This window comes from Burkholderia sp. Bp8986 (genome assembly GCF_003854225.1).
GTDB lineage: Bacteria > Pseudomonadota > Gammaproteobacteria > Burkholderiales > Burkholderiaceae > Burkholderia.
In genome coordinates this window covers 255,233-280,234 of the sequence record NZ_QTQM01000004.1, presented here as the reverse complement: position 1 = coordinate 280,234, position 25,002 = coordinate 255,233, and the positions used below count along the sequence as shown (strand labels likewise).

The window sequence follows — 25,002 nt, the reverse complement described above, 5'->3', positions numbered from 1 at the left end:
CGCCGGTCGCGACGCGCAACGCCTGGTCGCGCAACTGAATCAGCGGACGCACGATCTGCGCGTCGAGCCACAGGCCGGCCGCCACCGCCACACCGACCGCCGCACCGGCAAACGCCGCGAGCCCGCCGCCGGTCAGCCCGCACGCCCACCCCGCGCCGACGACGGCCGGCGCCAGCACGCACAGGGTCGAATGAACGCGCGCGCGCACCGACATCGTCTGGAACAGCGACGCGACACGCATCAGCCCGGTACGGACGATCAGCCCCTTGTGGAAACGGCGATTGCCGGCCTTGCCTTCGCGGAACGCGCGATACAGCGCGTCGGCCGCCGCGATCTCGTCGCGCGACGCCTTGGTGCGCACCGACATGTAACCCGTCGGCTGCCCGTTGCGCATCACCGGCACCGTATTCGAACGGACCCAGTAATGATCGCCGTTCTTGCGACGGTTCTTCACGAGCGCGGTCCACGGTTCGCCGTTCTTCAGCGTCGCCCACATGTCGGCGAATGCCTCCTTCGGCATGTCCGGGTGCCGCACGACGTTGTGTGGCTGACCTTCGATCTCCTCGGGGGAAAATCCGCTGACCTGAATGAACGCGGCATTCGCGTACTTGATGTAACTGTCCGCGTCGGTGGTCGACATCAGCGTCGCGCCGTCGGGAAAATCGAATTCGCGTTGCGTGACAGGCTGGTTATTGCGCATGGTGTGGAGTTCCCAGGTTGCGGATCTTGGCGTCCGCTTGTGGATTGAACCGAGACCGTACGCATCGCGGTCGTCCCGCATGCGTTCGATCAGACTCCTGCGCTTTCGGCAAATCCGGCGAAAACATTATGCCGGCTTCGGGTAAATATGCATGAATTTCGCATCATCTTGATCCAGCCGAACGTTTTGTTTATACGTAAATAAAAATCCAGCTTTATCAAACACTTGCAGCATCAATCGTCTGACCATTCCGGCGCTTGTTCCGACGGGATTCACGAGTCGATCCGGAATCGAGAATGCGAATCTCTCTCGTTTAATTCATGTAAATCGAAACGAAAATCGGGGATTTCGCCGCCTTGCCCCGATTTGCTTCGCGTTGCCTCGCAGTGGCGGGAGCGCGCCCCCGACGATCACCGAAACACGTTCACCGCGTCCACGAGCCGCGTCGCCTGCTGCTTCAGGCTTTCCGACGCCGCCGCGCTCTGCTCGACCAGCGCCGCGTTCTGCTGCGTGATGTTGTCCAGATGCACGACCGCCTGATCAACCTGCGCAACCCCGGTGCTCTGCTCGGCCGTCGACGAGCTGATTTCCGCGATCAGATCCGACACGCGCTTCACCTGCGTGACGATGTCCTCCATCGTCCTGCCTGCATCGTCGACCCGCCGCGCCCCCGATTCGACCCGCTCGACGCTCGCGCCGATCAGTGTCTTGATTTCCTTCGCCGCGTTCGCGCTGCGCTGCGCGAGCGCCCGCACCTCACCGGCGACCACCGCGAAACCGCGCCCCTGTTCGCCCGCGCGCGCCGCCTCGACCGCCGCATTCAGCGCAAGGATGTTGGTCTGGAACGCGATGCCGTCGATCACGCCGATGATGTCGGCGATCCTGCGCGAGCTGTCGGTAATGTCGTTCATCGTCGTGACGACTTCGCTCACCGCCTGCCCGCCGCGCTCGGCCGCCTCGCTCGCGGACACGGCGAGCCGGTTCGCTTGCAGTGCGGTCTCCGCATTGCTGTCGACGGTGGCCGTCATCTCGGCCATCGACGCGGCGGTCTCCTGCACGCTCGACGCGGCCTGTTCGGTGCGCGCGCTCAGGTCGTTGTTGCCCTGGGCGATCTCGTTGCTCGCGCGTTGCACGTTGTGCACCTGCTCGCTGACGTCGTCGACGAGCCAGCGGAACATCAGCCCGAGCTGGTTGATCGTACGCAACGTCATGCCGATCTCGTCGACGCGGTTCATCCGCACGCCGCGGCGGCTTGCGCCGGTCGCGACGCGCAACGCCTGGTCGCGCAACTGAATCAGCGGACGCACGATCTGCGCGTCGAGCCACAGGCCGGCCGCCACCGCCACACCGACCGCCGCACAGGCAAACGCCGCGAGCCCGCCGCCGGTCAGCCCGCACGCCCACCCCGCGCCGACGACGGCCGGTGCCAGCACGCACAGGGTCGAATGAACGCGCGCGCGCACCGACATCGTCTGGAACAGCGACGCGACACGCATCAGCCCGGTACGGACGATCAGCCCCTTGTGGAAACGGCGATTGCCGGCCTTGCCTTCGCGGAACGCGCGGTACAGCGCGTCGGCCGCCGCGATCTCGTCGCGCGGCGCGCTGGTACGCACCGACATGTAGCCCGTCGGCTGCCCGTCGCGCATCACCGGCACCGCGTTCGCGCGCACCCAGTAGTGATCGCCGTTCCTGCGGCGGTTCTTCACGAGCGCCGTCCACGGTTCGCCGTTCTTCAGCGTCGCCCACATGTCGGCGAACGCCTCTTTCGGCATGTCCGGGTGCCGCACGACGTTGTGCGGCTCGCCGACGAGTTCGTCGGTCGAGAAGCCGCTCACATACGCGAACGTCGTATTCGCGTATGTGATGATGCTGTCCGCATCGGTGGTCGACATCAGCGTGACGTCGTCGGGAAATTCGAATTCTTGTTGGGTGACAGGCTGGTTGTTGCGCATGCAGGGCTCCGAAAGGCGGATCCGGCTGCAGGATCCGCGCAGCGCGAAAATCACGCTCAGTAGCCGAAAAACGGTTTATCGCTTTACGACGGTCTCGTCCTTGCTGTCGGCACCCTCCGGAAAAACCTTAATCCGGAAGCGCATGAAAGATCGAATTCGGTCATCTGCATGATTTCGATCAAGTCATCCGGCGATAATCACATCCGACGCTTTGCGAAAGTGAACCGATGCTTTATGGAATAACCCCGCGCAACGAGCCAATCTGCGCAGCCGTTGCGCGCAGCGAAACGACTCTGCCTGATCTGCTCCATTCGACCGGCATTTGAACTCGATGAAAAAATCCCGGCTGCAATTGAATCGGCCGCCCCGGAATACGGCACGGCCTGCGCATGACGGCGACAGACACGATCAGGCCGCGCTTTTCCGCGATCGCGACACGATGCGCGTTCCGCAAACGCACGACATGCACAACATGCGCGGCGCCGCAGCAGGCACGCGGCCGCCCCCACCCAACCACACGCAACGCGCTGCACACCGGACCACCGCATGACACGCCGCACCTCCACCGAACGCGACGCACTCTCGGCACGCCTGCTCACCCGCGACGAACTGCCGCTCGTCTGGACCATCGACCGGCGCGAGATCATCCATCATCTGTACGCGCTGCGCGACGGCGAACTGCAGCTCGTCCCCGACTTCTACGACGTGCGCGGCTGGCCCGACGGCGAAGCCGAGCATTACACGCCGATCCTGCTCGACTGTCACGATCGCGGCGGCTGGTGTCTCGGCATGTTCGACGGCGCGCGGCTGGTCGCGGCGGTCATCGTGGACGCCGATCCGCTCGGCCCGCGACGCGACATGCTGCAGCTGAAGTTCCTGCACGTGAGTCAGGACTGGCGCGGTTGCGGGCTCGGCGCGCATCTCTATCGCGCGGCCCGCGCGCAGGCACGGACGATGGGCGCCGCACGGCTCTACGTGTCCGCGACGCCGTCGCAGCGCACGATCGACTTCTACCTGCGCCTCGGTTTCACCGTCAGCGCATCGCCCGACCCGGCGTTGTACGCGCTCGAGCCGGAGGACATCCATCTGGAAGCGCCGACGGCCTGACGCGCGCGAACGCCACCCGCGCGCAACATTTCCGCGCGCCCGACACCGCCCGCACGGAGAACGACATTGCAGAACACGCCGCAGCCGCCGGTCACGCCGAAGATCCTCGTCAGCATGTGCGTGCTCGGCCACCCCGTCCGCTACAACGGCTCGGCGAGGACCGCCGCGCATGAAACGCTCGCACGATGGCGGCGTGAAGGGCGTCTGGTGCCCGTGTGTCCGGAACTGGCAGGGGGATTGAGCGTGCCGCGTCCGCCCGCCGAGATCGCGGCAGGCGAATCGGGGCAACGCGTGCTGTCGGGTGCCGCGCGCATCGTCGACGTGCACGGCACCGACGTGACGGCCCCGTTCGTCGACGGCGCGCACACCGCGCTCGCGCTGGCACGCGCGCACGACTGCCGCTTCGCGATCCTGGCGGACGGAAGTCCGTCGTGCGGAAGCAGCTTCATTTACGACGGGAGTTTTGCGGGCCGGCGGCATGCCGGCGCCGGTGTGACGGCGGCGTTGCTGCGCCAGCATGGCATCGAGGTGTTCGCGGATACCGAGATCGACGCGCTCGCGGCGCGCATCGCGCGGCTATCACGAGGCTGAATGACGATGTGGCCGACACGACGATCTTCTCGTGCCGGCCACATCGTCCGGAAAGGTACGGCCAAGCGGCGCGCATTCCGCGCGCTTCGCCGCATCGCGCGATCAGACGCGCTCGATCGCGATCGCGATACCCTGGCCGACGCCGATGCACATCGTGCACAGTGCGAAGCGGCCGTTGGTGCGATGCAGCTGGTACATCGCGGTCGTCACGAGACGCGCACCCGACGCGCCGAGCGGATGGCCGAGCGCGATCGCGCCGCCGTTCGGGTTCACGCGCGGATCGTCGTCGGCGACGCCGAGCATGCGCAGCACCGCGAGACCCTGCGACGCGAATGCCTCGTTCAGCTCGATCACGTCGAACTGGTCGATCGTCATCCCGAGCCGCGCGAGCAGCTTCTGCGTGGCCGGCGCCGGGCCGATGCCCATCACGCGCGGCGCGACGCCGGCCGTCGCGATACCGAGCACGCGCGCACGCGGCGTCAGGCCGAAGCGCTTCGCGGCTTCCGCGTTCGCGAGCAGCAGCGCGGCGGCGCCGTCGTTGACGCCCGACGCGTTGCCGGCCGTCACCGAGCCGTCCGGGCGCACGACGCCCTTCAGCTTCGCGAGTGTCTCGAGCGACGTTTCGCGCGGATGCTCGTCACGCGCAAAGACGACCGGGTCGCCCTTCTTCTGCGGAATCGTGACCGGTACGATTTCCTCGGCGAGCGTGCCGTCCTGCTGCGCACGCGCGGCCTTCTGCTGGCTGCGCAGTGCGAACAGGTCCTGATCGGCGCGGCTGACGTTGTAGTCGACAGCGACGTTTTCGGCCGTCTCCGGCATCGAATCGACGCCATGCAGCTGTTTCATCAGCGGATTGACGAAGCGCCAGCCGATCGTCGTGTCGTAGATGTCGGCCTGGCGCGCGAACGCGCTGGCGGCCTTGCCCATCACGAACGGCGCGCGCGTCATGCTTTCGACGCCGCCAGCCACCATCAGCGCGGCTTCGCCCGACTTGATCGCACGCGCGGCCACGCCGACCGCGTCCATCCCGGAACCGCACAGGCGGTTGATCGTCGAACCCGGCACGCCCTCCGGCAAACCCGCGAGCAGCGCGGACATGCGCGCGACGTTGCGGTTGTCCTCACCGGCCTGGTTCGCGCAGCCGTAGATCACGTCGTCGATCGCCGTCCAGTCGACGTCGCGGTTGCGCTCGACGAGCGCCTTGAGCGGCACCGCGCCGAGGTCGTCGGCGCGCACGCCGGAGAGCGCGCCGCCGTAGCGGCCGATCGGGGTACGAATCGCATCACACAGAAAAGCTTCGGTCATCAGTGTCTCCGGTCTCATGCAAGCTGGGAAGTGAGTGAAACGCGCCCCTTGCTTTGCCCGCCGGGATGCGCTTAAATGTTCTATATACGAACATAAGATCGTGTATCGAACGTTCAACGCATCATAGGGAGTGCGGGGACGACCTGTCAAGCGCCCGGTCCGCCGTGCGGTTGGCGTGTCAGGCCCCATGCGCTATCTTCTCGGCTGCACGACAATCCGACCGTTCATGACAACCGAAGACATCCAGACGAAACCGGGCGACTCCTATGTGCAGTCGTTCGCGCGCGGCCTCGCGGTGATCCGCGCATTCGACGCCCAGCGCCCGGAGCAGACGCTCACCGAGGTCGCCTCGTCCACCGGGCTCACGCGTGCCGGCGCACGCCGGATCCTGCTGACGCTGCAGACGCTCGGCTACGTCGAGGCGGACGGCCGGCTGTTCCGGCTCACGCCGAAGATCCTCGAGCTCGGCTTCGCGTATCTCACGTCGATGCCGTTCTGGAATCTCGCCGATCCGGTGATGGAGCAGTTGTCCGCGCAGATCCACGAAAGCTGCTCGGCCGCCGTGCTCGACCGCACCGAGATCGTCTACGTGCTGCGCGTGCCGACCCGCAAGATCATGACGATCAACCTGTCGATCGGCAGCCGCCTGCCCGCGTACTGCACGTCGATGGGCCGCGTGCTGCTGTCCGCGCTCGACGACGCGGCGCTCGACGAAACGCTCGCGCAGAGCGGCATCCGCGCGCATACGCCGCGCACGATCACCGACATCGGCGAACTGAAGGCGACGATCGCACAGGTGCGCCAGCAAGGCTGGGCCGTGGTCGACCAGGAACTCGAAGTGGGCTTGATGTCGATCTCCGCGCCGATCCGCAACCGGCGCGGACAGGTGATCGCCGCGATGAACATCAGCGGCAACGCGCAGCGGCACACCGCGAAGCAGATGGTGAGGGAGTTTCTCGGGCCGCTGCAGCAGGCCGCGCAGACGGTGTCGGAACTGGTCGCGCGGCGCGGGTGAGCGGTGACTTCGCCCGCCGGATCGGCAACACGGTCATTCGCGGATAGCGCGGATATAAAGACGGGCGGCATAAGCCGCCCGCTCAACCCTCAGACTCTGCTTGCAACGTCCTTCTCTCGGAACGCGGAGCTCCCTCCGCATCGCCCAATTTAAGGATGCGGCACAGCCCCGTCAATTTGACGAGAACGAAATTGCACCGCGTCGCTTCGGACAGCGGCATCCCGCATCAGTCCATCGACTCGCGCGCCGTCTCGCGCAGCATCGCGACCGCGATCAGCGACAGCACCACGCACGCGGCCACATAGCCGGCCGGCGCGAGCTTGCTGCCCGTCGTCTTCACCAGCCAGGTCGCGATCAGCTGCGCGGTGCCGCCGAAGATCGTCACCGCGAGCGCATATGCGATCGAAATGCCCGTCGCGCGTACGTGGCGCGGCAGCGATTCGCACATCAGCGCCATTTCGGAAGCCGACCCGAGCGAATAGAACAGCAGCATCAGCGCGGTCAGCGGCAGGATCACCGACAGCGTCGGATGATGGTTCATCAGCCAGAACGCCGGGAACAGCAGCAGCACCAGCACGCCGCGCCCGACGAAGATCGGCAGGCGCCGGCTGCCGAGGCGATCCGACAGCCAGCCGAACAGCGGACACGTCACCAGCATCACGCAGCCCGACGCGACGCCGACGAACATCGACAGCTTCATCGGCAGCCCGAGCGTGTGGATCGCATAGGTCGGCATGTAGAAGGTCAGGATGTAGGTCGACACCGTGCCGCCCATCACCGTCAGCATCAGCAGCAGCACCGTGCGCGTGTGCTGCGAGAACAACTCGCGCAGCACGCCGCGTTCGATCCCGTGGTGGTTGTCGCCGGGCGCATCGTCCGCGAGCCGGCGCCGCAAGTACATGCCCACCGGCGCGATCAGCACGCCCACGAGGAACGGCAGGCGCCAGCCCCAGCCCTCGAGCGCGTCCTTCGTCAGCGTGTTCGACAGCAGCGCCGCGAAGCCCGAACCCATCAGCGCCGCACCGCCCTGCGTCGCGAGCTGCCAGCTCGCGCGGAACGCGCGGTGCGACGTGCCGCCCTGCTCGATCAGCGTGGACGTCGCCGCGCCGAACTCGCCGCCCTGCGAGAAGCCCTGCATCAGCCGCGCGAAGACCACCAGCAGCGGCGCGGCTACGCCGACCTGCGCGTAGGTCGGCGCGATCGCGATCAGGCCGGTGCCGAGCGCCATCAGCATGATCGTCAGGTTCAACGCGGCCTTGCGGCCCTTGCGGTCCGCATAGACGCCGAGCACGACGCTGCCGAGCGGCCGCGTGAAGAAACCGGCGGCGAACGTCGCGACCGACAGCAAGAGCGACGTGGTCGGATCGCTCGACGGGAAGAACAGCTTGCCGATCAGCACCGCGAAAAAGCCGTACACGGTGAAATCGAAGAACTCCAGCCAGTTGCCGATCACGGCCGCCGCGATCGCGCCGCGCTTCGTGACGGCCGGCGCGCCATGCGCATCGGTTGCGGCGGCGCCCGTCGACGCGGGGTGCAGCGCGAGATGGTCTTTCTGCATCGTTCGTCTCTCCTCTCAATGCGGCCGGAAGCGCCGGCCGCTCGTCGCGTGCCGCCGCCGGGGTTACTGCCCGAGGTAACGCTCCACGAGGCGCGTCCAGAACGCCGCGCCGATCGGCAGGTTGCGATCGTTGAAGTCGTACTTCGGGTTGTGCACCATGCAGCCGTCCTCGCCTTCGCCGTTGCCGAGCCGCACGAACGAGCCGGGCCGCTGCTGCAGCATGAACGCGAAATCCTCGCTGCCCATCAGCAGGTCGGCCTGCTCGACCACATGCGCGTCGCCGACCAGTTCGCGCGCGACCTGCGCGGCGAAATCCGTTTCGGCATCCGTATTGACGACGACCGGATAGCCTTCGATGTACTCGACGTGCGCGGTCGCGCCATAGCTCGCGGCCTGCGACTCGGCGAGCTCGACGATGCGGCGCTTGAGCAGCGCGCGCACGTCGGGGCTGAACGAACGCACGCTGAGTTCGAGACGCGCGCCGTTCGGGATCACGTTGTTCGCGGTGCCCGCGTGCATCGAGCCGACCGTGACGACCGCCGGCTGCGACGGGTCGACGTTGCGCGCGACGATCGTCTGCAGCGCCATCACGATGCTGGCCGCGACGACCACCGGATCGACCGTCAGGTGCGGCCGCGCCGCGTGGCCGCCGACGCCCTCGATCGAGATGATCGCCTTGTCGCCGGCCGACATGAACGGGCCGCGCCGCGTGAGGAACACGCCGGGTGCCGCGCCCGGATGGTTGTGCATGCCGAACACCGCATCGCACGGAAAGCGCTCGAACAGGCCGTCGTCGATCATCTTCTTCGCGCCGCTGTCGACGCCGTGCTCTTCCGCCGGCTGGAAATACAGGTGCACGGTGCCGGAGAAATTGCGCGTCTTCGCGAGGTGCTGCGCGGCACCGAGCAGCATCGTCGTGTGGCCGTCGTGGCCGCACGCGTGCATCTTGCCGTGCGTGCCGCTCGCATACGCCAGGCCGGTCGCCTCGAGGATCGGCAGCGCGTCCATGTCGGCGCGGATGCCGATGCTGCGCGTGCCGTCGCCCGCGCGCAGCGTGCCGACCACGCCCGTCTTGCCGACCCCGCGCGTCACCTGCCAACCCCACTGCTCGAGCTTGTCCGCGACGAGCGCCGCCGTTTCGTGCTCCTCGTACGCGAGTTCCGGGTGGCGGTGAATGTGATGGCGGATCTCGCGCAGCCCGCCGGCGGCGGGCATCAGATCCTCGATTTCAGTGAATCGGGCGTCGGTGGTCATCAAGCGGCTCCTGCTGATCGTCAGCGTGTCAGCCGCACGCAAACGGTGCGTGCGGGAAAGCGAGCCACTATAGCGAGCCGATATCGGTTCAATAAGATGCGGAATTTTTCACCGCGATAAGCTTTATTAATCAGGGTTAACGCGGGCAAAGGTCGTCGGCACGCGTTCGCCCGGCGCGATCGACACGCCCGCTATTGATTTTTGAGACGAACGGTCTATTATTCGGCCATGGATGTTCGAACCGATCCGCCCCGCCGCCGCGGCAGGCCACCGAAGCAGCACGAAGACCTCGTCGCGACACGTGACATGCTGTTGCGCACCGGGCTGGAGGTGCTCACCGAAAAGGGCTTTTCCGCCACCGGGCTCGACGAGATCCTCGGGCGCGCCGGCGTGCCGAAGGGCTCGTTCTATCACTACTTCGACAGCAAGGAGGCGTTCGGCCTCGAGCTGATCGATCGCTACGCCGAGTTCTTCGCGCGCAAGCTGGACCGTCATTTCAGCGAGACTGAAGCAACGCCGCTGGCGCGCGTGCGCGCGTTCGTCGACGATGCGCGCGACGGCATGGCCCGCTACGAATACAGCCGAGGCTGCCTGATCGGCAACCTCGGCCAGGAAATGGGCGCGCTGCCCGAGCGTTTCCGCGCGCGCCTGCGTGAGACGTTCGAGGATTGGCAGCGCCGTCTGGCCGACTGCCTGGTCGCGGCACAGCAAGCCGGCGAACTGGCGGCCTCGGCCGATCCCGCCGAGCTGGCCGCGTTCTTCTGGATCGGCTGGGAAGGCGCCGTGCTGCGCGCGAAACTCGAACGCAGCGACGTGCCGCTCGCACTGTTCGCACAGTTTTTCTTCGATGGATTGCCTCGCCGCTGAGTTTTTTTGCCATTAACTAGACGATCGGTCTAGAAAGGAGGACGGATGTTCCAGGGCATCGTGATCGACAAGGACGAGACCGGCCAGCACGCGCGGCTGCAGACGCTGGACGACGCGCAGCTGCCTGCGGGCAACGTGACGATCCGGGTCGGCTATTCGACGTTGAACTACAAGGACGGGCTCGCGATCACCGGCAAGAGCCCGGTGGTCCGCAAATTTCCGATGGTGCCGGGCATCGACCTCGTCGGCGAGGTCGAACACAGCACGCACCCGGACTACCGGGCAGGCGACCGCGTCGTGCTGAACGGCTGGGGCGTCGGCGAAACGCATTGGGGCGGCCTCGCGCAGAAGGCACGCGTCGACGGCGACTGGCTGGTGCCGCTGCCGTCCGCGTTTTCGCCGCAACAGGCGATGGCCATCGGCACGGCCGGCTACACCGCGATGCTGTGCGTGATGGCGCTGGAACGGCATGGCGTGCGCCCGGACGATGGCGAGATCGTGGTGACCGGCGCGGCCGGCGGCGTCGGCAGCGTCGCCACCGCCCTCCTCGCGCGGCTCGGGTATCGCGTCGTCGCCGTGACCGGCCGCCCGGCCGATGCCGACTATCTGCGCCAGCTCGGCGCGGTTGAGATCCTCGACCGTTCGCAGTTCAGCGCACCCGGCAAGCCGCTCGGCAAGGAACGCTGGGCCGGCGCGGTCGACGTCGCCGGCAGCCATGTGCTCGCCAACGTGTGCGCGACCACGCGCTATCGCGGCGTGGTGACGGCCTGCGGCCTGGCCGCCGGCATGGACTTCCCCGCGACCGTCGCGCCGTTCATCCTGCGCGGCGTGACGCTCGTCGGCATCGACAGCGTGATGTGCCCGCGCGCCGAGCGTCTGGAGGCATGGCGCAGGCTCGCGTCCGATCTCGACGTCGAGAAACTGGGCACCATCAGCCATCAGGTCGGCCTCGCAAATGTCATCCCGCTCGCCGAGGACCTGATCGGCGGCAAGGTGCGCGGCCGCATCGTCGTGGACGTCAACGCATGACACCGGCGACGGCGACGGCGACGGCGACGGCGACGGCGACGCATCGTTTCATACCCGGCCGGTGGCGCGCGCATCGCGTTCGCCCGTGCCGCTTTATCCAGGAGACCTCATGACTGCTGCAGACCACGCGCCCGTCAGCCGCTTTCCGGTGCCCGCGCTCGAAGACCTGCCCGACGACATTCGCGAACGCATCGCGGCCGTCCAGGAAAAGTCGGGCTTCATCCCGAACGTGTTCCTCACGCTCGCGCATCGCCCGGACGAGTTTCGCGCGTTCATCGCGTATCACGACGCGCTGATGGACAAGCCGGGCAACCTCACCAAGGCCGAACGCGAAATGATCGTCGTGGCCACCAGCAGCGTGAACCAGTGCCAGTACTGCGTGATCGCGCACGGCGCGATCCTGCGCATCCGCGCGAAGGATCCGCTGATCGCCGACCAGGTCGCGACCAACTACCGCAAGGCCGACATCACCGCTCGACAGAAGGCGATGCTCGACTTCGCGATGAAGGTTTCGCAGACCGCGCACCAGGTGGGCGAAGCGGACTTCGACACGTTGAAGTCGCATGGCTTCACCGAAGAGGACGCGTGGGACATCGCGGCGATTTCGGCGTTCTTCGGGATGTCGAACCGCATCGCGAACGTGACGAACATGCGGCCGAACGCGGAGTTCTACGCGCTGGGGCGCTGAGGACCGCCGGCAACGGCGATCGCCGTCGAAGACCGGGGCGTGCATGCGCCCGGTCTTCCTCGGGTCGCCGCGCGCAATTGGCGTCGGCAATCGGTAATCGACGACACGGCGCGACGCTCGCGCGAACCCGCGCTGCCCCGGCTCCCGCGCTTACCCGACCTGCTTCAACGCCTGCAGCCCATCCGGCAGCTTCGCGTCCGGGAACATCGTCGACAGCGTCGTATCGCGCCACCGCGCCGCCTCCTCTGCGCGCTGCGCTTCCGCCTGCTCGCACACGAACAGCGCATCGCCGCCGAGCAGCAAGCGCATCGGCACGTCGTCGCGACGCGACAGCTCGACGATCAGCGCCGCGATCCGCGCGGGATCGCCGACCTCGTGACCGCCGTACGCGCCGAGCAATTCGAGCATCTTCCCGACCGACGGCTGATAGTCGGGCAGCAGGCCGTCGACCGCACGCTTCGCCTCCGAGGCCCATTCGGTGCGCATCCCGCCCGGCTCCAGCGTGCAGACGCGCACGCCGAACGGCGCGACTTCCTTCGACAGCACGTCGCTGAACCCGCCGACCGCCCACTTCGCGGCCTGATACGCGGACAGGCCAACCGTCGCCGTGCGCCCGCCGACCGACGACACCTGGAAGATGTGGCCCGCGCGCTGCGCGCGCATCGTCGGCAGCACCGCGCGCGTCAGGTTGACCACGCCGAACAGGTTCGTTTCGATCTGGTCGCGGAAGTCGTCGGCACCCATCTGCTCGAACGGTGCCGTATGACCGTAGCCCGCGTTGTTCACCAGCACGTCGATGCGGCCGAACGCGTCGCGGGCCGCCGCCACCGCTTGCTCCGCCGCCGCCGCGTCGGTCACGTCGAGTTCCATCGGCAGCAGCCGGTCGCCGTACCGTGCTTCCAGATCCGCGAGCCGCGCGGGATCGCGCGCGCCGGCCACCAGACGATCGCCCGCCGCCAGCACCGCTTCCGCGATCGAGCGCCCCAGGCCGCGTGCGGCCCCCGTTACCAGCCAGACTTTCGACATTTTCCACTCCTCGACAAAGTTGAAACCAAAAATGAATGATTACTCACTCATTAATATGGGCGACGAGACGATCGTTTTCGCCGCGCCTCGCCCTGCCTGAAACCGCCTTCCCTCGGTGCGGCAGCGCCCGAACCCAAGGCGCCGCCGATCACCCGTCTTCAGCTTTCCGTCACGCCGATCGCCACTCACACCGCGTGCAACACGGCCCACAGTGCGCGAAACCCGGCCTCGCGGTACGCATCGGCCAACGCCGGGTCGCGCGCGATCGACTCAATCGCCGTTTCCGCGATCGACGTGAACAGCGCCGCGCAGAACGCGTGCGCGTCGTCGGTCTTCAGCCCGCCCGCCGCGGCGACTTGCGCACGCAGCAACGCGCTGATCGCGCCGAAGCCTTCGGTACCGGCCGCGCGATGCGTGTCGTCGATACGGCCGCTCACGCCGAGCTGCTGCAGCGCGCGCCGCCCGTCCGGGTTCGCGACGCCCCACGACACATAGCCGTTCCACGCATGCCGCATCGCCTGTTCGGCTGGCGCGTGCTCCGGAAACCCGGTCATCATCGCGTCGCGCAGGCCGGCCTTCAGGCTCAGGTACAGCGCGTTCAGCAGCGCATCCTTGGTCTCGAAATAGGTGAACACCGTGCCTTCCGCCACGCCCGCGAGCCGCGCGATGCGCGCGGTGGTCGCGCCCGCGCCGTCCTCCGCGAGCGCGCGGGCGGCAGCGGCGAGGATGGCGTCGTGCTTGTCGGGACTGCGCGGTCGGGCCACGTTCGATTCCTTTAATGAGTGAGCACTCAATCATAATCACGCCAACGCAGGTCATGCAAGCCCTGTTACATACGCGGGAACCGATCCGCAATCGATCAAAAGCGTGCACTATTAGTGTTTTCACGTACTGGCGCGCCAACCCACCGGCGCCCGGCGCTCGCCGTTCGTTCCACGCTCACACCGCTTCAGACCGCGAACCACTCATGACGAATAAGCCCAACCAGACCGAAGCCGACCAACCCGTCGACATGATCATCTTCGGCGGCGGCGGCGACCTGGCCGCCCGCAAGCTGTTGCCCGCGCTGTACATGGCGCACCTGCACTGCAACCTGCCGCCGGAGACGCGCATCATCGCGGTCGGCCGCCGCGACTGGGGCATCGACGGCTACCGCAAGTTCATGGACGAGCAATCGCGCCCGTTCATCGACGACAAGGCCTTCGACGCCGACGCGTGGAGCCGTTTCCTCGACCTGTTCCAGTACGTGCTGATCGACGTGAGCGCGCCGGAAGACTACGCGCGCCTCGCCGAAGCGGCGCGCAGCGACGCGATCCGCGTGTTCTACCTGTCGACGTCGCCCGAGCTGTTCACGACGATCTGCGACAACCTGTCGGCCGCGCACCTCGTCGATGCGCGCTCGCGCGTCGTCCTCGAAAAGCCGCTCGGCCACGATCTCGCGTCGGCGAAGGCGATCAACGATGCGGTCGGCAAGCATTTCGCGGAATCGCAGATCTACCGGATCGACCATTACCTCGGCAAGGAAACCGTGCAGAACCTGATGGTGCTGCGCTTCGGCAACCCGATCTTCGGGCCGCTGTGGCAGGCGCCGAGCATCCGCAGCGTGCAGATCACGGTGGCGGAGACGGTCGGCGTCGGCAGCCGCGCGGGCTTCTACGATCACACCGGCGCGCTGCGCGACATGGTGCAGAACCACCTGCTGCAGCTGCTGTGCATCGTCGCGATGGAGCCGCCGGTGTCGCTCGACCCGGACGCGGTGCGCGACGAGAAGCTGAAGGTGCTGCGCTCGCTGCGGCCGATGGCGCTGTCGGACGTCGCGCGCGATACCGTGCGCGGCCAGTACACGGCCGGCGCGGTCGACGGCCAGCCGGTCAAGGGCTATCTCGACGAGGAGAACGTGCCGGCGGACAGCCACGCGGAGACCTTCGTCGCGCTGCGTGCGCACATCAACAACTGGCGCTGGGCGAACGTGCCGTTCTTCCTGCGCACCGGCAAGCGGCTGCAGCGCCGCCAGTCGGAAATCGTGATCGAGTTCGCCGACATGCCGTTCTCGATCATCCCGACCGGCCCGCGCCACTACAGCAACCGCCTCGTGATCCAGCTGCAGCCGGAAGAGTCGATCCAGCTGCAGATGCTCGCGAAGGAGCCGGGCAGCGGGATGAAGATGGTGCCCGTGAGCCTGAACCTCGACCTGCAGCAGGCGATTCCGGAACGGCGCGCGGAAGCGTACGAACGGCTGCTGATCGACGTGATCCGCGGGCGCCTCACGCACTTCATGCGCCGCGACGAACTCGAGGCCGCCTGGTCGTGGGTCGAGCCGATCCTCAACGGCTGGAAGCAGCTCGGCGACCGTCCGCGCCTGTACACCGCAGGCACGTTCGGGCCGGCGGCATCGTCGGCGCTGCTGGCGCGCGACAACATGTCGTGGTCCGAAGAGGCGTAAGAAGCTTAAGAAGCGCAGCACACGATGGCATGCCGGCGACGCGAGCGCCGTTGGCATGCCGGGTCACATCAGGGGCGCCCGCCGCACACCGCCCGCCTCCCGGCCGTAACCTTCGGCCAGAGAAAATCCCCTGAGCCGTCCTGCGCGGGAACGGCACCCGGCGGCGACGACGCAGCCGTCCCCGGCTACACCGTCCCCATCCACGCCGCCTTGCGCCGCGCCGGCGCATCGCTGCCGCCGCTCCCGCCGCCCAGCACCTCGATCATGTAATCGACGAACGACGCGATACGCGACGAAATCGCGGTATTCCGGTAATACACCGCGTTGATCGGCTGCTCGACGTCGAGCGTCTGCCGCGCGAGCACCTGCACGAGCCGCCCGGCCTCGCGATCCTGCGCGGTCATGAAATCCGACAGGCACACGACGCCCGCGCCCTCCAGCGCGAGCTGCCGCAGCGTCTCGCCGCTCGACGACCAGATACCGGGCTCGATGCGGCTCGGCTCGCCGTCCGCGCCGAGGATCGGCCATACGTTCAGCGATTCGGGCTGCGTGAAGCCGAGCAGCGTGTGCTTGCCGAGATCCTCGACCTTGCGCGGCAGGCCGTGCGCTTCGATATAGGCTGGGCTCGCGAGAATGCGCAGCCGGCTGTTGCCGATCCGCCGGCTGTGCAGGGTCGAATCCTTGAGCCGGCCGATCCGGATCGCGACGTCGGTGCGCCGCTCGAGCAGGTCGATGATCCCTTCGTTGCTGTTCAGCTCCAGGTCGACCTTCGGGAAGCGTTCGCGGTAGCCGCGCACGAGCGGCACGATCACGTGCAGCATGAACGGCGTCGCGGCATCGACGCGCAGCCGCCCCGACGGCATCTCGCGCCGCGCGAGCATCTGCTCCTCGGCGTTCTCGACCGATTCGATGATCGCGCGCGCTTCCTGCAGGAACGCGCGCCCCTCTTCGGTCAGTTCGAGCCGGCGCGTGGTCCGGCGCAGCAGCGTGGTCTTCAGCTTCTCCTCGAGCCGCGCGAGCGTGCGGCTCGTGGCCGACACGGTGAGGTCGAGCTGCTGGGCGGCGGCGGTGATCGAACCGGTGTCGACCACGGCGGCAAAGGCCTGGAGTTCGTCGAGGGTGATCTTCATTGTTGATCTGAAATCAAAACAATTTGGTTTATAGACCAGTTTTTCCGCAAAAGTAAAGGCGGCACACTGCGCTCCATCCTCACTGGAACCAGGATCCCGCCATGCCACTCGCCCTGCTTGCGCTGACCATCAGCGCCTTTGCCATCGGTACGACCGAATTCGTGATCGTCGGGCTGATCCCGACGATCGGCGCCGATCTCGGCGTCAGCCTGCCGTCGGCCGGCCTGCTCGTCAGCCTCTACGCGCTGAGCGTCGCGATCGGCGCGCCGCTCCTCACCGCGCTCACCGGCCGCGTGCCGCGCAAGATGCTGCTCGCCGCGCTGATGGCGCTCTTCACCGTCGGCAACCTCGTCGCCTGGCAGGCGCCGGGCTACGAATCGCTGATCGTCGCGCGCGTGCTCACCGGCCTCGCGCACGGCGTGTTCTTCTCGGTCGGCTCGATCATCGCGACCACGCTCGTGCCGAAGGACAAGGCAGCCAGCGCGATCGCGACGATGTTCAGCGGGATGACCGTCGCGTTCGTCGCCGGCATTCCGCTCGGCACCTTCATCGGCCAGCACTTCGGCTGGCGCGCGACGTTCCTGATCGTCGCGCTGTTCGGCCTCGTCGCGTTCCTCGGCGCGGTGGCGTTCGTGCCGCGCGGTCTTCCGCAAACGCCGCCGGCGCCGCTCGCCCGCCAGTTCCGCGTGCTCGCCCAGCCGCGCCTGCTGCTCGTCTACGCGATGACGGCGGTCGGCTACGGCGGCTCGCTGATCGCGTTCACCTACATGGCACCGCTGCTCGAACAGATCGCCGGCTTCACGCCGTCGCAGGTCAGCCTCGTGCTCGTCGGCTACGGCGTGTCGGTCGCGGTCGGCAACGTGTGGGGCGGCAAGCTCGCCGACAGCGTCGGCCCGGTCAAGGCGCTCAAGCGGATCTTCCTGCTGCTCGCGATCGTGCTGCTCGCGCTGACCTTCACGGTGCACGTGAAGTGGCTCGCGGTGCTGACGATGCTCGCGTGGGGCGCGGTCGCGTTCGGCAACGTGCCGGGCCTGCAGGTGTACGTCGTCAAGCAGGCGCGCCACTTCGCGCCGGACGCCACCGACGTCGCATCGGGCTTCAACATCGCCGCGTTCAACCTCGGCGTCGCGGGCGGCTCGTCGCTCGGCGGCCTGATCGTCGCGAACGTCGGCCTCGGCCATACGCCGTGGATCGCCGCCGCCGTCACGCTCGGCGCATTCGCGCTGACCGCGCTGAGCGGCCACCTCGACCGCGGCCAGGGCCTGCCCGAACGCACGGCCGAACCCGTCGAACTCGCCCATTGAACGTCAACCTTTTGCAGGAGCTACTCAGCATGAACGCATCGACCCAACGCCCGCCGTTCGCCGGCAAGACGTTCGAAGTCCGTTACGAGGGCCTCACCGCGCTCAACGCCTATGACGAAGACGGCCTCCGCATGCGCTACGAAATCACCGAAGGCGCATACGCCGGCGCGAAGGGCGAAGTCGCCTGCACGTGGCAGCACGTCGCCGGAGAGACCTACGCGATCTCGTGGCAGGAAGCCGACCGCGCCACCGTGGTGCACATCGACGACTTCGCGGCCGGCACGTCGCGCTCGTTCTTCACCGCGGCGTCGCTCGATTTCTACCGGCTCGAAGGCAGTCTGCGCGCGACCTGAACGGAGACGCCCGATCATGTCCACCTCACTCGACAAGCTCACCGCCGGCGGCTTCAGCATCGGCATCGAACTGCCGCTCGACAACGACTGGTCGCCGGCCGGCGACGCGAAGCGCCAGCACGACGGCCGCCGCCCCGGCGTGCCCGACCTGGAAATTCACGCGGAACTCGCGCAACTGGCCGACACGCTCGGCTTCCGCGCGCTCTGGGTGCGCGACGTGCCGGTGTACGACCCGTCGTTCGGCGACGCCGCGCAGGTGTTCGAGACCTTCTCGTATCTCGGCTACCTCGCCGGCATCACGCGCGACATCCTGCTCGGCACGGCGGCCGTCGTGCTGCCGCTGCGCGAACCGCTGCTGACGCTGAAATCCGCCGCGACGATCCAGGAACTGAGCCGCTCACGCCTGCTGCTCGGCGTCGCGAGCGGCGACCGGCCGGTCGAATATCCGCTGTTCGGCCGCGACTTCGCATCGCGCGGCGCGAATTTCCGCGACCAGATCGCGCTGCTGCGCGACGGCGCGCGCGCTCACCTGCCGCCGGGCCTCGACGTGCTGCCGGCCGCGCGCTCGCCGGTGCCGCTGTTCGTCGCGGGTCTCGCGCAGCAGACGCCCGCCTGGATCGGCGAACACATGGACGGCTGCCTCGCGTATCCGGGCACGCCGGACGATCACCTGAAACGGGTCGCGAACTGGCGCGCGGTGGCCGGCGACAAGCCGTACGTGAGCTTCATCCACCTCGACCTCGCGGACGATCCGCACGAGCCGCTGCAGCGGCACCGCTTCGGCGCGCGCGCCGGGCGCATCGCGCTGACGGAGGAACTCGCGGCGATGCGCGACGCGGGCGTGCAGCACATCGGCCTGCATTTCCGCCGCAACCGCCGTCCGCTCGACGAGACGATGGCCGAGATCGCGTCGGACGTGCTGCCGGCATTCCACGCGAATGCGAACGACGCTGCCGACACGAACGCGCACACGGCCACGGCCTGACGAAGGCACGCCGGCAGCCGGCTCGACCCACGATCGATATTTGACTTGAAATCAAATATTTTTGACCTCTAAAGGCGTTTATCTCATCAGTATCAAACGCCAGAATGACTTCCATACCGCAATCGGTCCACCTATCCCAGGAGCACAAGATGAGCAACATTCCCGCATTCGGCCTCGGTACGTTCCGCCTGCAAGGCCAGGTTGTGATCGACTCGGTCCGTAACGGCCTCGAAGTCGGCTATCGCGCAATCGACACCGCGCAGATCTACGGCAACGAAGCCGAAGTCGGCGAAGCGATCGCCGCGTCGGGCGTGCGCCGCGAAGACCTGTTCCTCACGACGAAGATCTGGGTCGACAACTATGCACCGGAAAAGCTGGTGGCGAGCCTCGAGGAGAGCCTGCGCAAGCTGCGCACCGACTATGTCGACCTGACGCTGATCCACTGGCCGGCCCCGGACAACGGCGTGTCGCTCGAGGCATTCATGACTGCGCTCGCCGAAGCCAAGGCGAAGGGCCTCACGCGCCAGATCGGCATCTCGAACTTCAACATCGAACTGACGAAGCAAGCGATCGCGGTGGTCGGCAAGGATGCGATCGCGACGAACCAGATCGAATTGAGCCCGTACCTGCAGAACCGCAAGCTGGTCGAGTTCCTGAACGCCGAAGGCATCCACGTGACGTCGTACATGACGCTCGCGTACGGCAAGGTGCTCGGCGACCCGGTGATCGGCGCGATCGCGCAGCGTCACGACGCGACGCCGGCGCAAGTCGCGCTGGCCTGGGCACTGCAGCTCGGCTACTCGGTGATCCCGTCGTCGACCAAGCGCGAGAACCTCGCGAGCAACCTGCTCGCGCAGACGCTGCGCCTGACCGACGAAGACATGGCGCAGATCGCCGCGCTCGAGCGCAACGGCCGCGAAGTCGATCCGGCCGGCCTCGCGCCGACGTGGGACTAAGCGCGCCGCACCCTCAATCGACCCGTCCGCGGCCAGCCGGCCGCGGCACCGACAGGAATCCATCATGACCCAGGACCCGCTGTTCCAACCGCTGCAATTCGGCGCGCTGACGCTGCCGAACCGCATCGTGATGCCGCCGATGACGCGCTCGCGCGCGAGCCAGCCCGGCGACGAAGCCAACGAACTGATGGCCGCGTATTACGCGCAGCGCGCGAGTGCGGGCCTGATTGTCAGCGAAGGCACCTATATCGCGCCGCTCGGCAAGGGCTACGCATGGACGCCCGGCATCCACACGCCGTCGCAGGTCGCCGGCTGGCGCAAGGTGACGGACGCCGTCCACGCCGCGCACGGCCGCATCTTCGCGCAGCTGTGGCACGTCGGCCGGCTGAGCCACACGAGCCTGCTCGGCGGCCGGCAACCCGTGTCGTCGTCGCCGCTCCAGGCGAAGGGCGTGAACGTGTTCATCGCCGGTGAAGACGGCAGCACGCCGGGCTTCGTGCAGGCCTCCGAGCCACGCGCGCTGTCCGTCGACGAAATCCGCGAGATCGTCGATCAGTACCGCGCCGCCGCGCGCAACGCGATCGAAGCCGGCTTCGACGGCGTCGAGCTGCACGGCGCGAACGGCTATCTCGTGAACCAGTTCATCGACTCGAACGCGAACACGCGCACCGACGCGTACGGCGGCTCGCTCGAAAACCGTCTGCGCTTCCTGCGCGAAGTCACGCAGGCGCTGATCGAAGGCACCGGCGACGCATCGCGCGTCGGCATCCGCCTCGCGCCGTTGACCACGCTGAACGGCTGCGTCGACGACGATCCGGAAACGACCTACCTCGCCGCCGCGAAGCTGCTCGGCGAACTCGGCGTCGGCTACCTGCACATCGCGGAAGCCGACTGGGACGATGCGCCGCTGATGCCGGTCGAATTCAAGCAGCAGTTGCGTGCCGCGTACCCGGGCGTGCTGATCTACGCCGGCGCATATACCGCCGAGCGCGCCCGCGAAGCGATCGCCGCCGGCTGGGCCGACCTCGTCGCCTTCGGCCGCCCGTTCGTCGCGAACCCCGACCTGCCCGAGCGCCTGCGCACCGGCGCCGCGCTCACGCCGCACGACCGCAATACGCTGTTCGGCGGCGGCGCACAGGGCCTGACCGACTATCCGACGCTCGCGCAAGCCGCGGCGTAAACGATCCGAAGGAATCCTGCATGAAAGCAACGCTCGTCCGGCTCGCGCTCGCCGCGATCCTGCCGTTCACGGCGGCCCAGGCGGCGCACGCCGCGCCGGCCGCACCCGCGGCCGACTGGTATCCGTCCGTGTACGGCGCGAACGACGAAATCGGCGCGGCCAACCTGCTGACGCCCGACGTCGTCAGGCAGGCGGTCGGCCTCGTGAAGGCCGGCAAGACCTATCCGCTGGCCGTGCCGGTGGACAAGGACCTGCCGGCATTCCGCCACCGCAGCTTCCGGCTGTACAACGTGCAGGTCGGCCAGCAGGCCGGCAAGAGCCTCGGTCCGAACAAGTTCACGTTCAACGACGAACTCGTCAACGCATGGACCGGGGTCGGCACGCAGCTGAACGGCATCGGCCACATCGGCATCGACAACGTGTACTACAACGGCAACAAGGCGGCGGATTTCGTGACCGTCGACGGCGTGAAGAAGCTCGGCGTCGAGAAGGTGCCGCCGATCGTCACGCGCGGCGTCGTGCTCGACATGACCGCTTACTACGGCAAGCCGATCGTGCCGGGTGGCACCGAATTCACGGTCGCCGACATCCAGGCCGTTCTGAAGAAGGAAGGGCTGACGCTGCGCAAGGGCGACGTCGTGCTGTTCAACACCGGCTGGCTCGAGCTGATCGGCAAGGACAACAAACAGTTCCTCGACGTCGAACCGGGCATCGGCATGGCAGCCGCGAAGTGGCTCGCCGACCAGGGCATCGTCGCGTTCGGCGGCGACACGTGGGCGTCCGAGGTCTATCCGAATCCGCACACGCAGGACGAATTCCCGATCAACCAGTACATGCTCGCGAAGCGCGGCATCTACAACCTGGAGCTGATCGACAGCCGCGCGCTGGTGCGCGACAACGCGTGGGAATTCCTGTTCGTGCTCGGCCAGCCGCTGTACGTCGGCTCCACGCAGGTCAACATCAACCCGGTCGCGATCCGCTGATCCCGCGGGCCGTTCGTCGACCGGTTGCCGGCGGCCCGCAACGACGGTTTCCCTTTCCGGCGCTGCCCGCTTCGGTCGGCGGCGCCGTTCTTTTTACAGGTTTTGCAGGAACTGATAATGAGCACGCAAGCATCGAAACTCGCCCTCGTCACCGGCGGCTCGCGCGGTATCGGCCGTGCCACGTCGTACGAACTCGCGCGACAGGGCTTCATCGTCGCGGTCCACTATCGCGCCGATCGCGCGGCGGCGGAACAGACGCTCGCCGGCATCCGCGAACTCGGCGGCCGCGGCGTCGCGATCCAGGCCGACCTCGACGCCCCGGACGGCGTCGCCACACTGTTCGATGCCCTCGATCGCGCGGTCGCCGAACAGAACCTGCCGGCCACGCTCGACGTGCTCGTCAACAACGCCGGCGTCGCCGACGGCGGCACGCTGGACGACACGTCGGTCGCGCTGTTCGACCGTCAGTTCTCGCTGAACGTGAAAGCCGTGTTCTTCACGACGCAGCAGGCCGTGAAGCGCATGCCCCGCGGCGGCCGGATCGTGAACCTGTCGAGCGTGCTGTCGAGCCGGGTGTTCGAAGCCGGCGGCAACTTCAGCGCGATTTCCGCGTACGCCGCGTCGAAGGCCGCCGTCGACACGCTGACGCGCCACTGGGCGGTCGAACTCGGCCCGCGCGGCATCGTCGTCAACGCGGTCGCGCCCGGCCCGGTCGATACCGACATGAACGCGAGCTGGCTGCGCACCGACGACGGCCGCGCGACGATGACGTCGGCCAGCCCGCTCGGCCGCGTCGGCACGCCAGAAGACATCGCGGGCGTGATCGGCTTTCTCGCGAGCCCGGCGTCGCAATGGACGACCGGCCAGGTCATCGACGCGAGCGGCGGCTACCGCCTGTAAGTCACGCAGGTGCCGCCGGGTCGACCGGCGGGCACCGATCGGGCCGCCCGCGGCGCACGGCTCGCATGCTTGCAACGTCTCGCCGCTCAGCCGATCCGCATCGACAGCTCGACATCGCCGCCGAACGGCACCGACAGGTAGCCGTTCTCCGGCGCACGCACGTAGGCGAGGTAGTCGGGGCTGTATTCCGCGTTGTCGGCGACGACGAACGCACCGGGCCGCAGCCGCGGCTCGACCCGCGCGAGGATCTCCGGATACAGCGCCTTCGCGCCGTCGAGCAACACGAGATCGACGGTCTCCGGCAGATCGGCCGCCAGCGTGCGCAGCGCATCGCCCACGCGGATTTCCACCAGATCGGCCAGCCCGGCCGCCGCCAGGTTCGCGCGCGCGCGTTCGACCTTCGACGCTTCGAACTCGCTCGTGATCACCCGGCCGCCGCCGTTGTCGCGCAGCGCGGCCGCGAGGTGCAGCGTCGAGATGCCGAACGACGTGCCGAATTCGACGATCGAGCGCGCACCGCAGCCGCGCGCGAGCATGTACAGCAGCGTGCCCGTCTCGCGCGACACCGCGAGCGGATAGTCCTTCAGGCGTGCATAGAAATCGGCGTAACCGGTCTTGCTGCGCATCAGCCGCGCGTGCTCGTCGTGCGACAGGTCGGCGAAGTCCGGGCTCGACGCGGGCGACGATGCCTCGGCTTCGTCGAACAGGCGCGCGAGCAGCGACGCCAGCGGGTCGTGAATCAGGGTGGTCATGCGGATCTCCGGTGTCAGGTTGAGTGCGTCAGGGCGCCCGACTAGAATATGACGAACTATTCAGGTTTCACTATTCGCATTGGCAGACCCGTCATGACCGACCGCCGCAACACCCCGATCGCCTCGCGCAGACTGCCTCGGCAGGCCCGCTCGACCCAGCTCGTCGACGCCGTGCTGCAGGCCGCTGTTCAGGTTCTGGCGACCGAAGGCGCGCAGCGCTTCACGATGGCGCGCGTCGCCGAGCGCGCCGGCGTGAGCGTCGGCTCGCTGTACCAGTACTTCCCGAACAAGGCGGCCGTGCTGTTCCGGCTCCAGCACGACGAGTGGCGGCAGACGTCCGGGATGCTGTGCGCGATTCTGCAGGACCCGCGGCAGACGCCGCCCGAGCGCCTGCGCACCGCCGTCCACGCGTTCATCCGTTCTGAATGCGACGAAGCGCCCATGCGCATCGCACTCGATGATGCCGCGCCGCTCTATCGCGACGCCCCCGAGGCGCAGGAAGTGAAGGCCGCGTGCAACCGGATCTTCAGCGCGTTCATGCGCGAAGCGCTGCCCGACGTGCCCGACGCCACGCATGCGCTCGCGTGCGAATTGATCATGACGACGCTCACGACGGGCGGCAAGGCATTCTCCGAAACCGCGCGCACGCCTGCGGAAATCGACGCATATGCGACCGCGATGGCCGACATGTTCTGCACGTACCTCGCGCATCTCGCGCGTGTCTGATGCAGTGGCAGGCCAGGACGAGCGCGGGCGCGGCCCGCGCGCGGCACCGGCATCATCCGGTTGCGGGTTGCGCACGGCCGCGTTTTCACATCCGGCGCGGCTGTTTCCGCGCGCCCGCGCAGCCTCTCCGAAAGTCCTTCGTAAGACTCGATGCATCACCCGCTCCCGCCCTGCCCGCCGACCCCGCATTCAAAT

The 25,002-nt window shown here is 67.6% G+C and carries 24 protein-coding genes; 15 read left to right on the top strand and 9 right to left on the bottom strand.

All coding sequences use genetic code 11. The features are described from left to right. Together DID99_RS06845 and DID99_RS06840 are read right to left on the bottom strand one after the other, a co-directional pair. Positions 1-700, bottom strand: a 700-nt coding sequence (locus DID99_RS06845; RefSeq protein ID WP_124666390.1) for a PAS domain-containing protein, incomplete at its 3' end; no start/stop codon positions are given. A gap of 410 nt (positions 701-1,110) precedes the next feature. After that, complete coding sequence (locus tag DID99_RS06840) at positions 1,111-2,655, bottom strand: PAS domain-containing methyl-accepting chemotaxis protein (protein WP_124666389.1); 1,545 nt, start codon at positions 2,653-2,655, stop codon at positions 1,111-1,113. A 546-nt stretch (positions 2,656-3,201) separates the two neighbouring features. Between DID99_RS06840 and DID99_RS06835 the strand changes: the two genes are divergently transcribed. Both DID99_RS06835 and DID99_RS06830 read left to right on the top strand, forming a co-directional pair. After that, positions 3,202-3,762 (top strand): GNAT family N-acetyltransferase, encoded by a 561-nt coding sequence (locus DID99_RS06835; protein ID WP_124666388.1) that lies wholly within the window; start codon positions 3,202-3,204, stop codon positions 3,760-3,762. 114 nt (positions 3,763-3,876) lie between these two features. Beyond that, positions 3,877-4,353 carry a DUF523 domain-containing protein gene (locus DID99_RS06830; protein ID WP_409362693.1) on the top strand — a complete coding sequence of 159 codons (477 nt, stop codon included), beginning with the start codon at positions 3,877-3,879 and terminating at the stop codon, positions 4,351-4,353. A gap of 102 nt (positions 4,354-4,455) precedes the next feature. On the opposite strand, the gene pcaF is transcribed toward DID99_RS06830, so the two are convergent. Continuing rightward, positions 4,456-5,658 carry a 3-oxoadipyl-CoA thiolase gene (gene pcaF, locus DID99_RS06825; RefSeq protein ID WP_044845776.1) on the bottom strand — a complete coding sequence of 401 codons (1,203 nt, stop codon included), beginning with the start codon at positions 5,656-5,658 and terminating at the stop codon, positions 4,456-4,458. A gap of 226 nt (positions 5,659-5,884) precedes the next feature. Here pcaF and DID99_RS06820 point away from each other — a divergent pair, with 226 nt between their 5' ends. Further along, complete coding sequence (locus DID99_RS06820) at positions 5,885-6,673, top strand: IclR family transcriptional regulator (RefSeq protein ID WP_185733741.1); 789 nt, start codon at positions 5,885-5,887, stop codon at positions 6,671-6,673. Between the two features lie 226 nt (positions 6,674-6,899). Here the strand turns inward: DID99_RS06820 and DID99_RS06815 are convergent, their stop codons facing one another. Then, positions 6,900-8,231 carry an MFS transporter gene (locus DID99_RS06815; protein WP_044845778.1) on the bottom strand — a complete coding sequence of 444 codons (1,332 nt, stop codon included), beginning with the start codon at positions 8,229-8,231 and terminating at the stop codon, positions 6,900-6,902. A 63-nt stretch (positions 8,232-8,294) separates the two neighbouring features. Beyond that, the gene (locus DID99_RS06810) at positions 8,295-9,485 is read right to left on the bottom strand and encodes a M20 aminoacylase family protein (protein ID WP_124666385.1); all 1,191 of its coding nucleotides are present in this window, start codon (positions 9,483-9,485) and stop codon (positions 8,295-8,297) included. A 228-nt stretch (positions 9,486-9,713) separates the two neighbouring features. On the opposite strand from DID99_RS06810, the gene DID99_RS06805 reads away from it, so the two are divergent. The 3 genes from DID99_RS06805 to DID99_RS06795 all read left to right on the top strand — a co-directional run bounded on the left by DID99_RS06805 (position 9,714) and on the right by DID99_RS06795 (position 12,069). Next, a complete protein-coding gene (locus tag DID99_RS06805; protein ID WP_124530125.1) occupies positions 9,714-10,352 on the top strand; it encodes a TetR/AcrR family transcriptional regulator in 639 nt (212 codons plus the stop codon). A gap of 45 nt (positions 10,353-10,397) precedes the next feature. After that, entirely contained in the window at positions 10,398-11,381 is a 984-nt protein-coding gene (locus DID99_RS06800) for an MDR family oxidoreductase (RefSeq protein ID WP_124666384.1), read from the top strand. Positions 11,382-11,490: 109 nt separating this feature from the next. Then, positions 11,491-12,069, top strand: coding sequence for a peroxidase-related enzyme (locus DID99_RS06795; protein WP_044845836.1), 579 nt, complete (start codon positions 11,491-11,493; stop codon positions 12,067-12,069). Positions 12,070-12,219: 150 nt separating this feature from the next. Here the strand turns inward: DID99_RS06795 and DID99_RS06790 are convergent, their stop codons facing one another. Together DID99_RS06790 and DID99_RS06785 are read right to left on the bottom strand one after the other, a co-directional pair. Further along, a complete protein-coding gene (locus DID99_RS06790; protein ID WP_124666383.1) occupies positions 12,220-13,095 on the bottom strand; it encodes an SDR family NAD(P)-dependent oxidoreductase in 876 nt (291 codons plus the stop codon). 185 nt (positions 13,096-13,280) lie between these two features. Continuing rightward, the gene (locus DID99_RS06785; RefSeq protein WP_124666382.1) at positions 13,281-13,859 is read right to left on the bottom strand and encodes a TetR/AcrR family transcriptional regulator; all 579 of its coding nucleotides are present in this window, start codon (positions 13,857-13,859) and stop codon (positions 13,281-13,283) included. 203 nt (positions 13,860-14,062) lie between these two features. On the opposite strand from DID99_RS06785, the gene zwf reads away from it, so the two are divergent. Continuing rightward, the gene (gene zwf / locus DID99_RS06780; RefSeq protein ID WP_124530123.1) at positions 14,063-15,538 is read left to right on the top strand and encodes a glucose-6-phosphate dehydrogenase; all 1,476 of its coding nucleotides are present in this window, start codon (positions 14,063-14,065) and stop codon (positions 15,536-15,538) included. 185 nt (positions 15,539-15,723) lie between these two features. Here zwf and DID99_RS06775 read toward each other — a convergent pair whose 3' ends face one another. After that, on the bottom strand, positions 15,724-16,668 hold the full coding sequence (locus DID99_RS06775; protein WP_124666381.1) for a LysR family transcriptional regulator: 945 nt from the start codon (positions 16,666-16,668) through the stop codon (positions 15,724-15,726). 101 nt (positions 16,669-16,769) lie between these two features. On the opposite strand from DID99_RS06775, the gene DID99_RS06770 reads away from it, so the two are divergent. The 7 genes from DID99_RS06770 to DID99_RS06740 all read left to right on the top strand — a co-directional run bounded on the left by DID99_RS06770 (position 16,770) and on the right by DID99_RS06740 (position 23,329). Beyond that, complete coding sequence (locus tag DID99_RS06770) at positions 16,770-17,972, top strand: MFS transporter (protein ID WP_124666380.1); 1,203 nt, start codon at positions 16,770-16,772, stop codon at positions 17,970-17,972. A gap of 29 nt (positions 17,973-18,001) precedes the next feature. Beyond that, the gene (locus tag DID99_RS06765; RefSeq protein WP_124666379.1) at positions 18,002-18,325 is read left to right on the top strand and encodes a MoaF-related domain-containing protein; all 324 of its coding nucleotides are present in this window, start codon (positions 18,002-18,004) and stop codon (positions 18,323-18,325) included. Positions 18,326-18,341: 16 nt separating this feature from the next. Further along, positions 18,342-19,310 carry an LLM class oxidoreductase gene (locus DID99_RS06760; protein ID WP_124666378.1) on the top strand — a complete coding sequence of 323 codons (969 nt, stop codon included), beginning with the start codon at positions 18,342-18,344 and terminating at the stop codon, positions 19,308-19,310. Between the two features lie 149 nt (positions 19,311-19,459). Then, positions 19,460-20,266 carry a 2,5-didehydrogluconate reductase DkgB gene (gene dkgB / locus DID99_RS06755; RefSeq protein ID WP_044845844.1) on the top strand — a complete coding sequence of 269 codons (807 nt, stop codon included), beginning with the start codon at positions 19,460-19,462 and terminating at the stop codon, positions 20,264-20,266. A gap of 64 nt (positions 20,267-20,330) precedes the next feature. After that, a complete protein-coding gene (locus tag DID99_RS06750) occupies positions 20,331-21,446 on the top strand; it encodes an alkene reductase (protein WP_124530119.1) in 1,116 nt (371 codons plus the stop codon). 20 nt (positions 21,447-21,466) lie between these two features. Beyond that, positions 21,467-22,429: a cyclase family protein gene (locus tag DID99_RS06745; protein WP_124666377.1), complete on the top strand. Its 963-nt coding sequence runs from the start codon at positions 21,467-21,469 to the stop codon at positions 22,427-22,429. Between the two features lie 117 nt (positions 22,430-22,546). Continuing rightward, complete coding sequence (locus tag DID99_RS06740) at positions 22,547-23,329, top strand: SDR family oxidoreductase (protein ID WP_124666376.1); 783 nt, start codon at positions 22,547-22,549, stop codon at positions 23,327-23,329. 86 nt (positions 23,330-23,415) lie between these two features. Here DID99_RS06740 and DID99_RS06735 read toward each other — a convergent pair whose 3' ends face one another. Further along, positions 23,416-24,081, bottom strand: a complete 666-nt coding sequence (locus tag DID99_RS06735; RefSeq protein WP_124666375.1) for an O-methyltransferase — start codon at positions 24,079-24,081, stop codon at positions 23,416-23,418. A gap of 48 nt (positions 24,082-24,129) precedes the next feature. On the opposite strand from DID99_RS06735, the gene DID99_RS06730 reads away from it, so the two are divergent. Next, positions 24,130-24,807 (top strand): TetR family transcriptional regulator, encoded by a 678-nt coding sequence (locus DID99_RS06730; RefSeq protein WP_124666374.1) that lies wholly within the window; start codon positions 24,130-24,132, stop codon positions 24,805-24,807. Positions 24,808-25,002 lie beyond the last annotated feature (195 nt).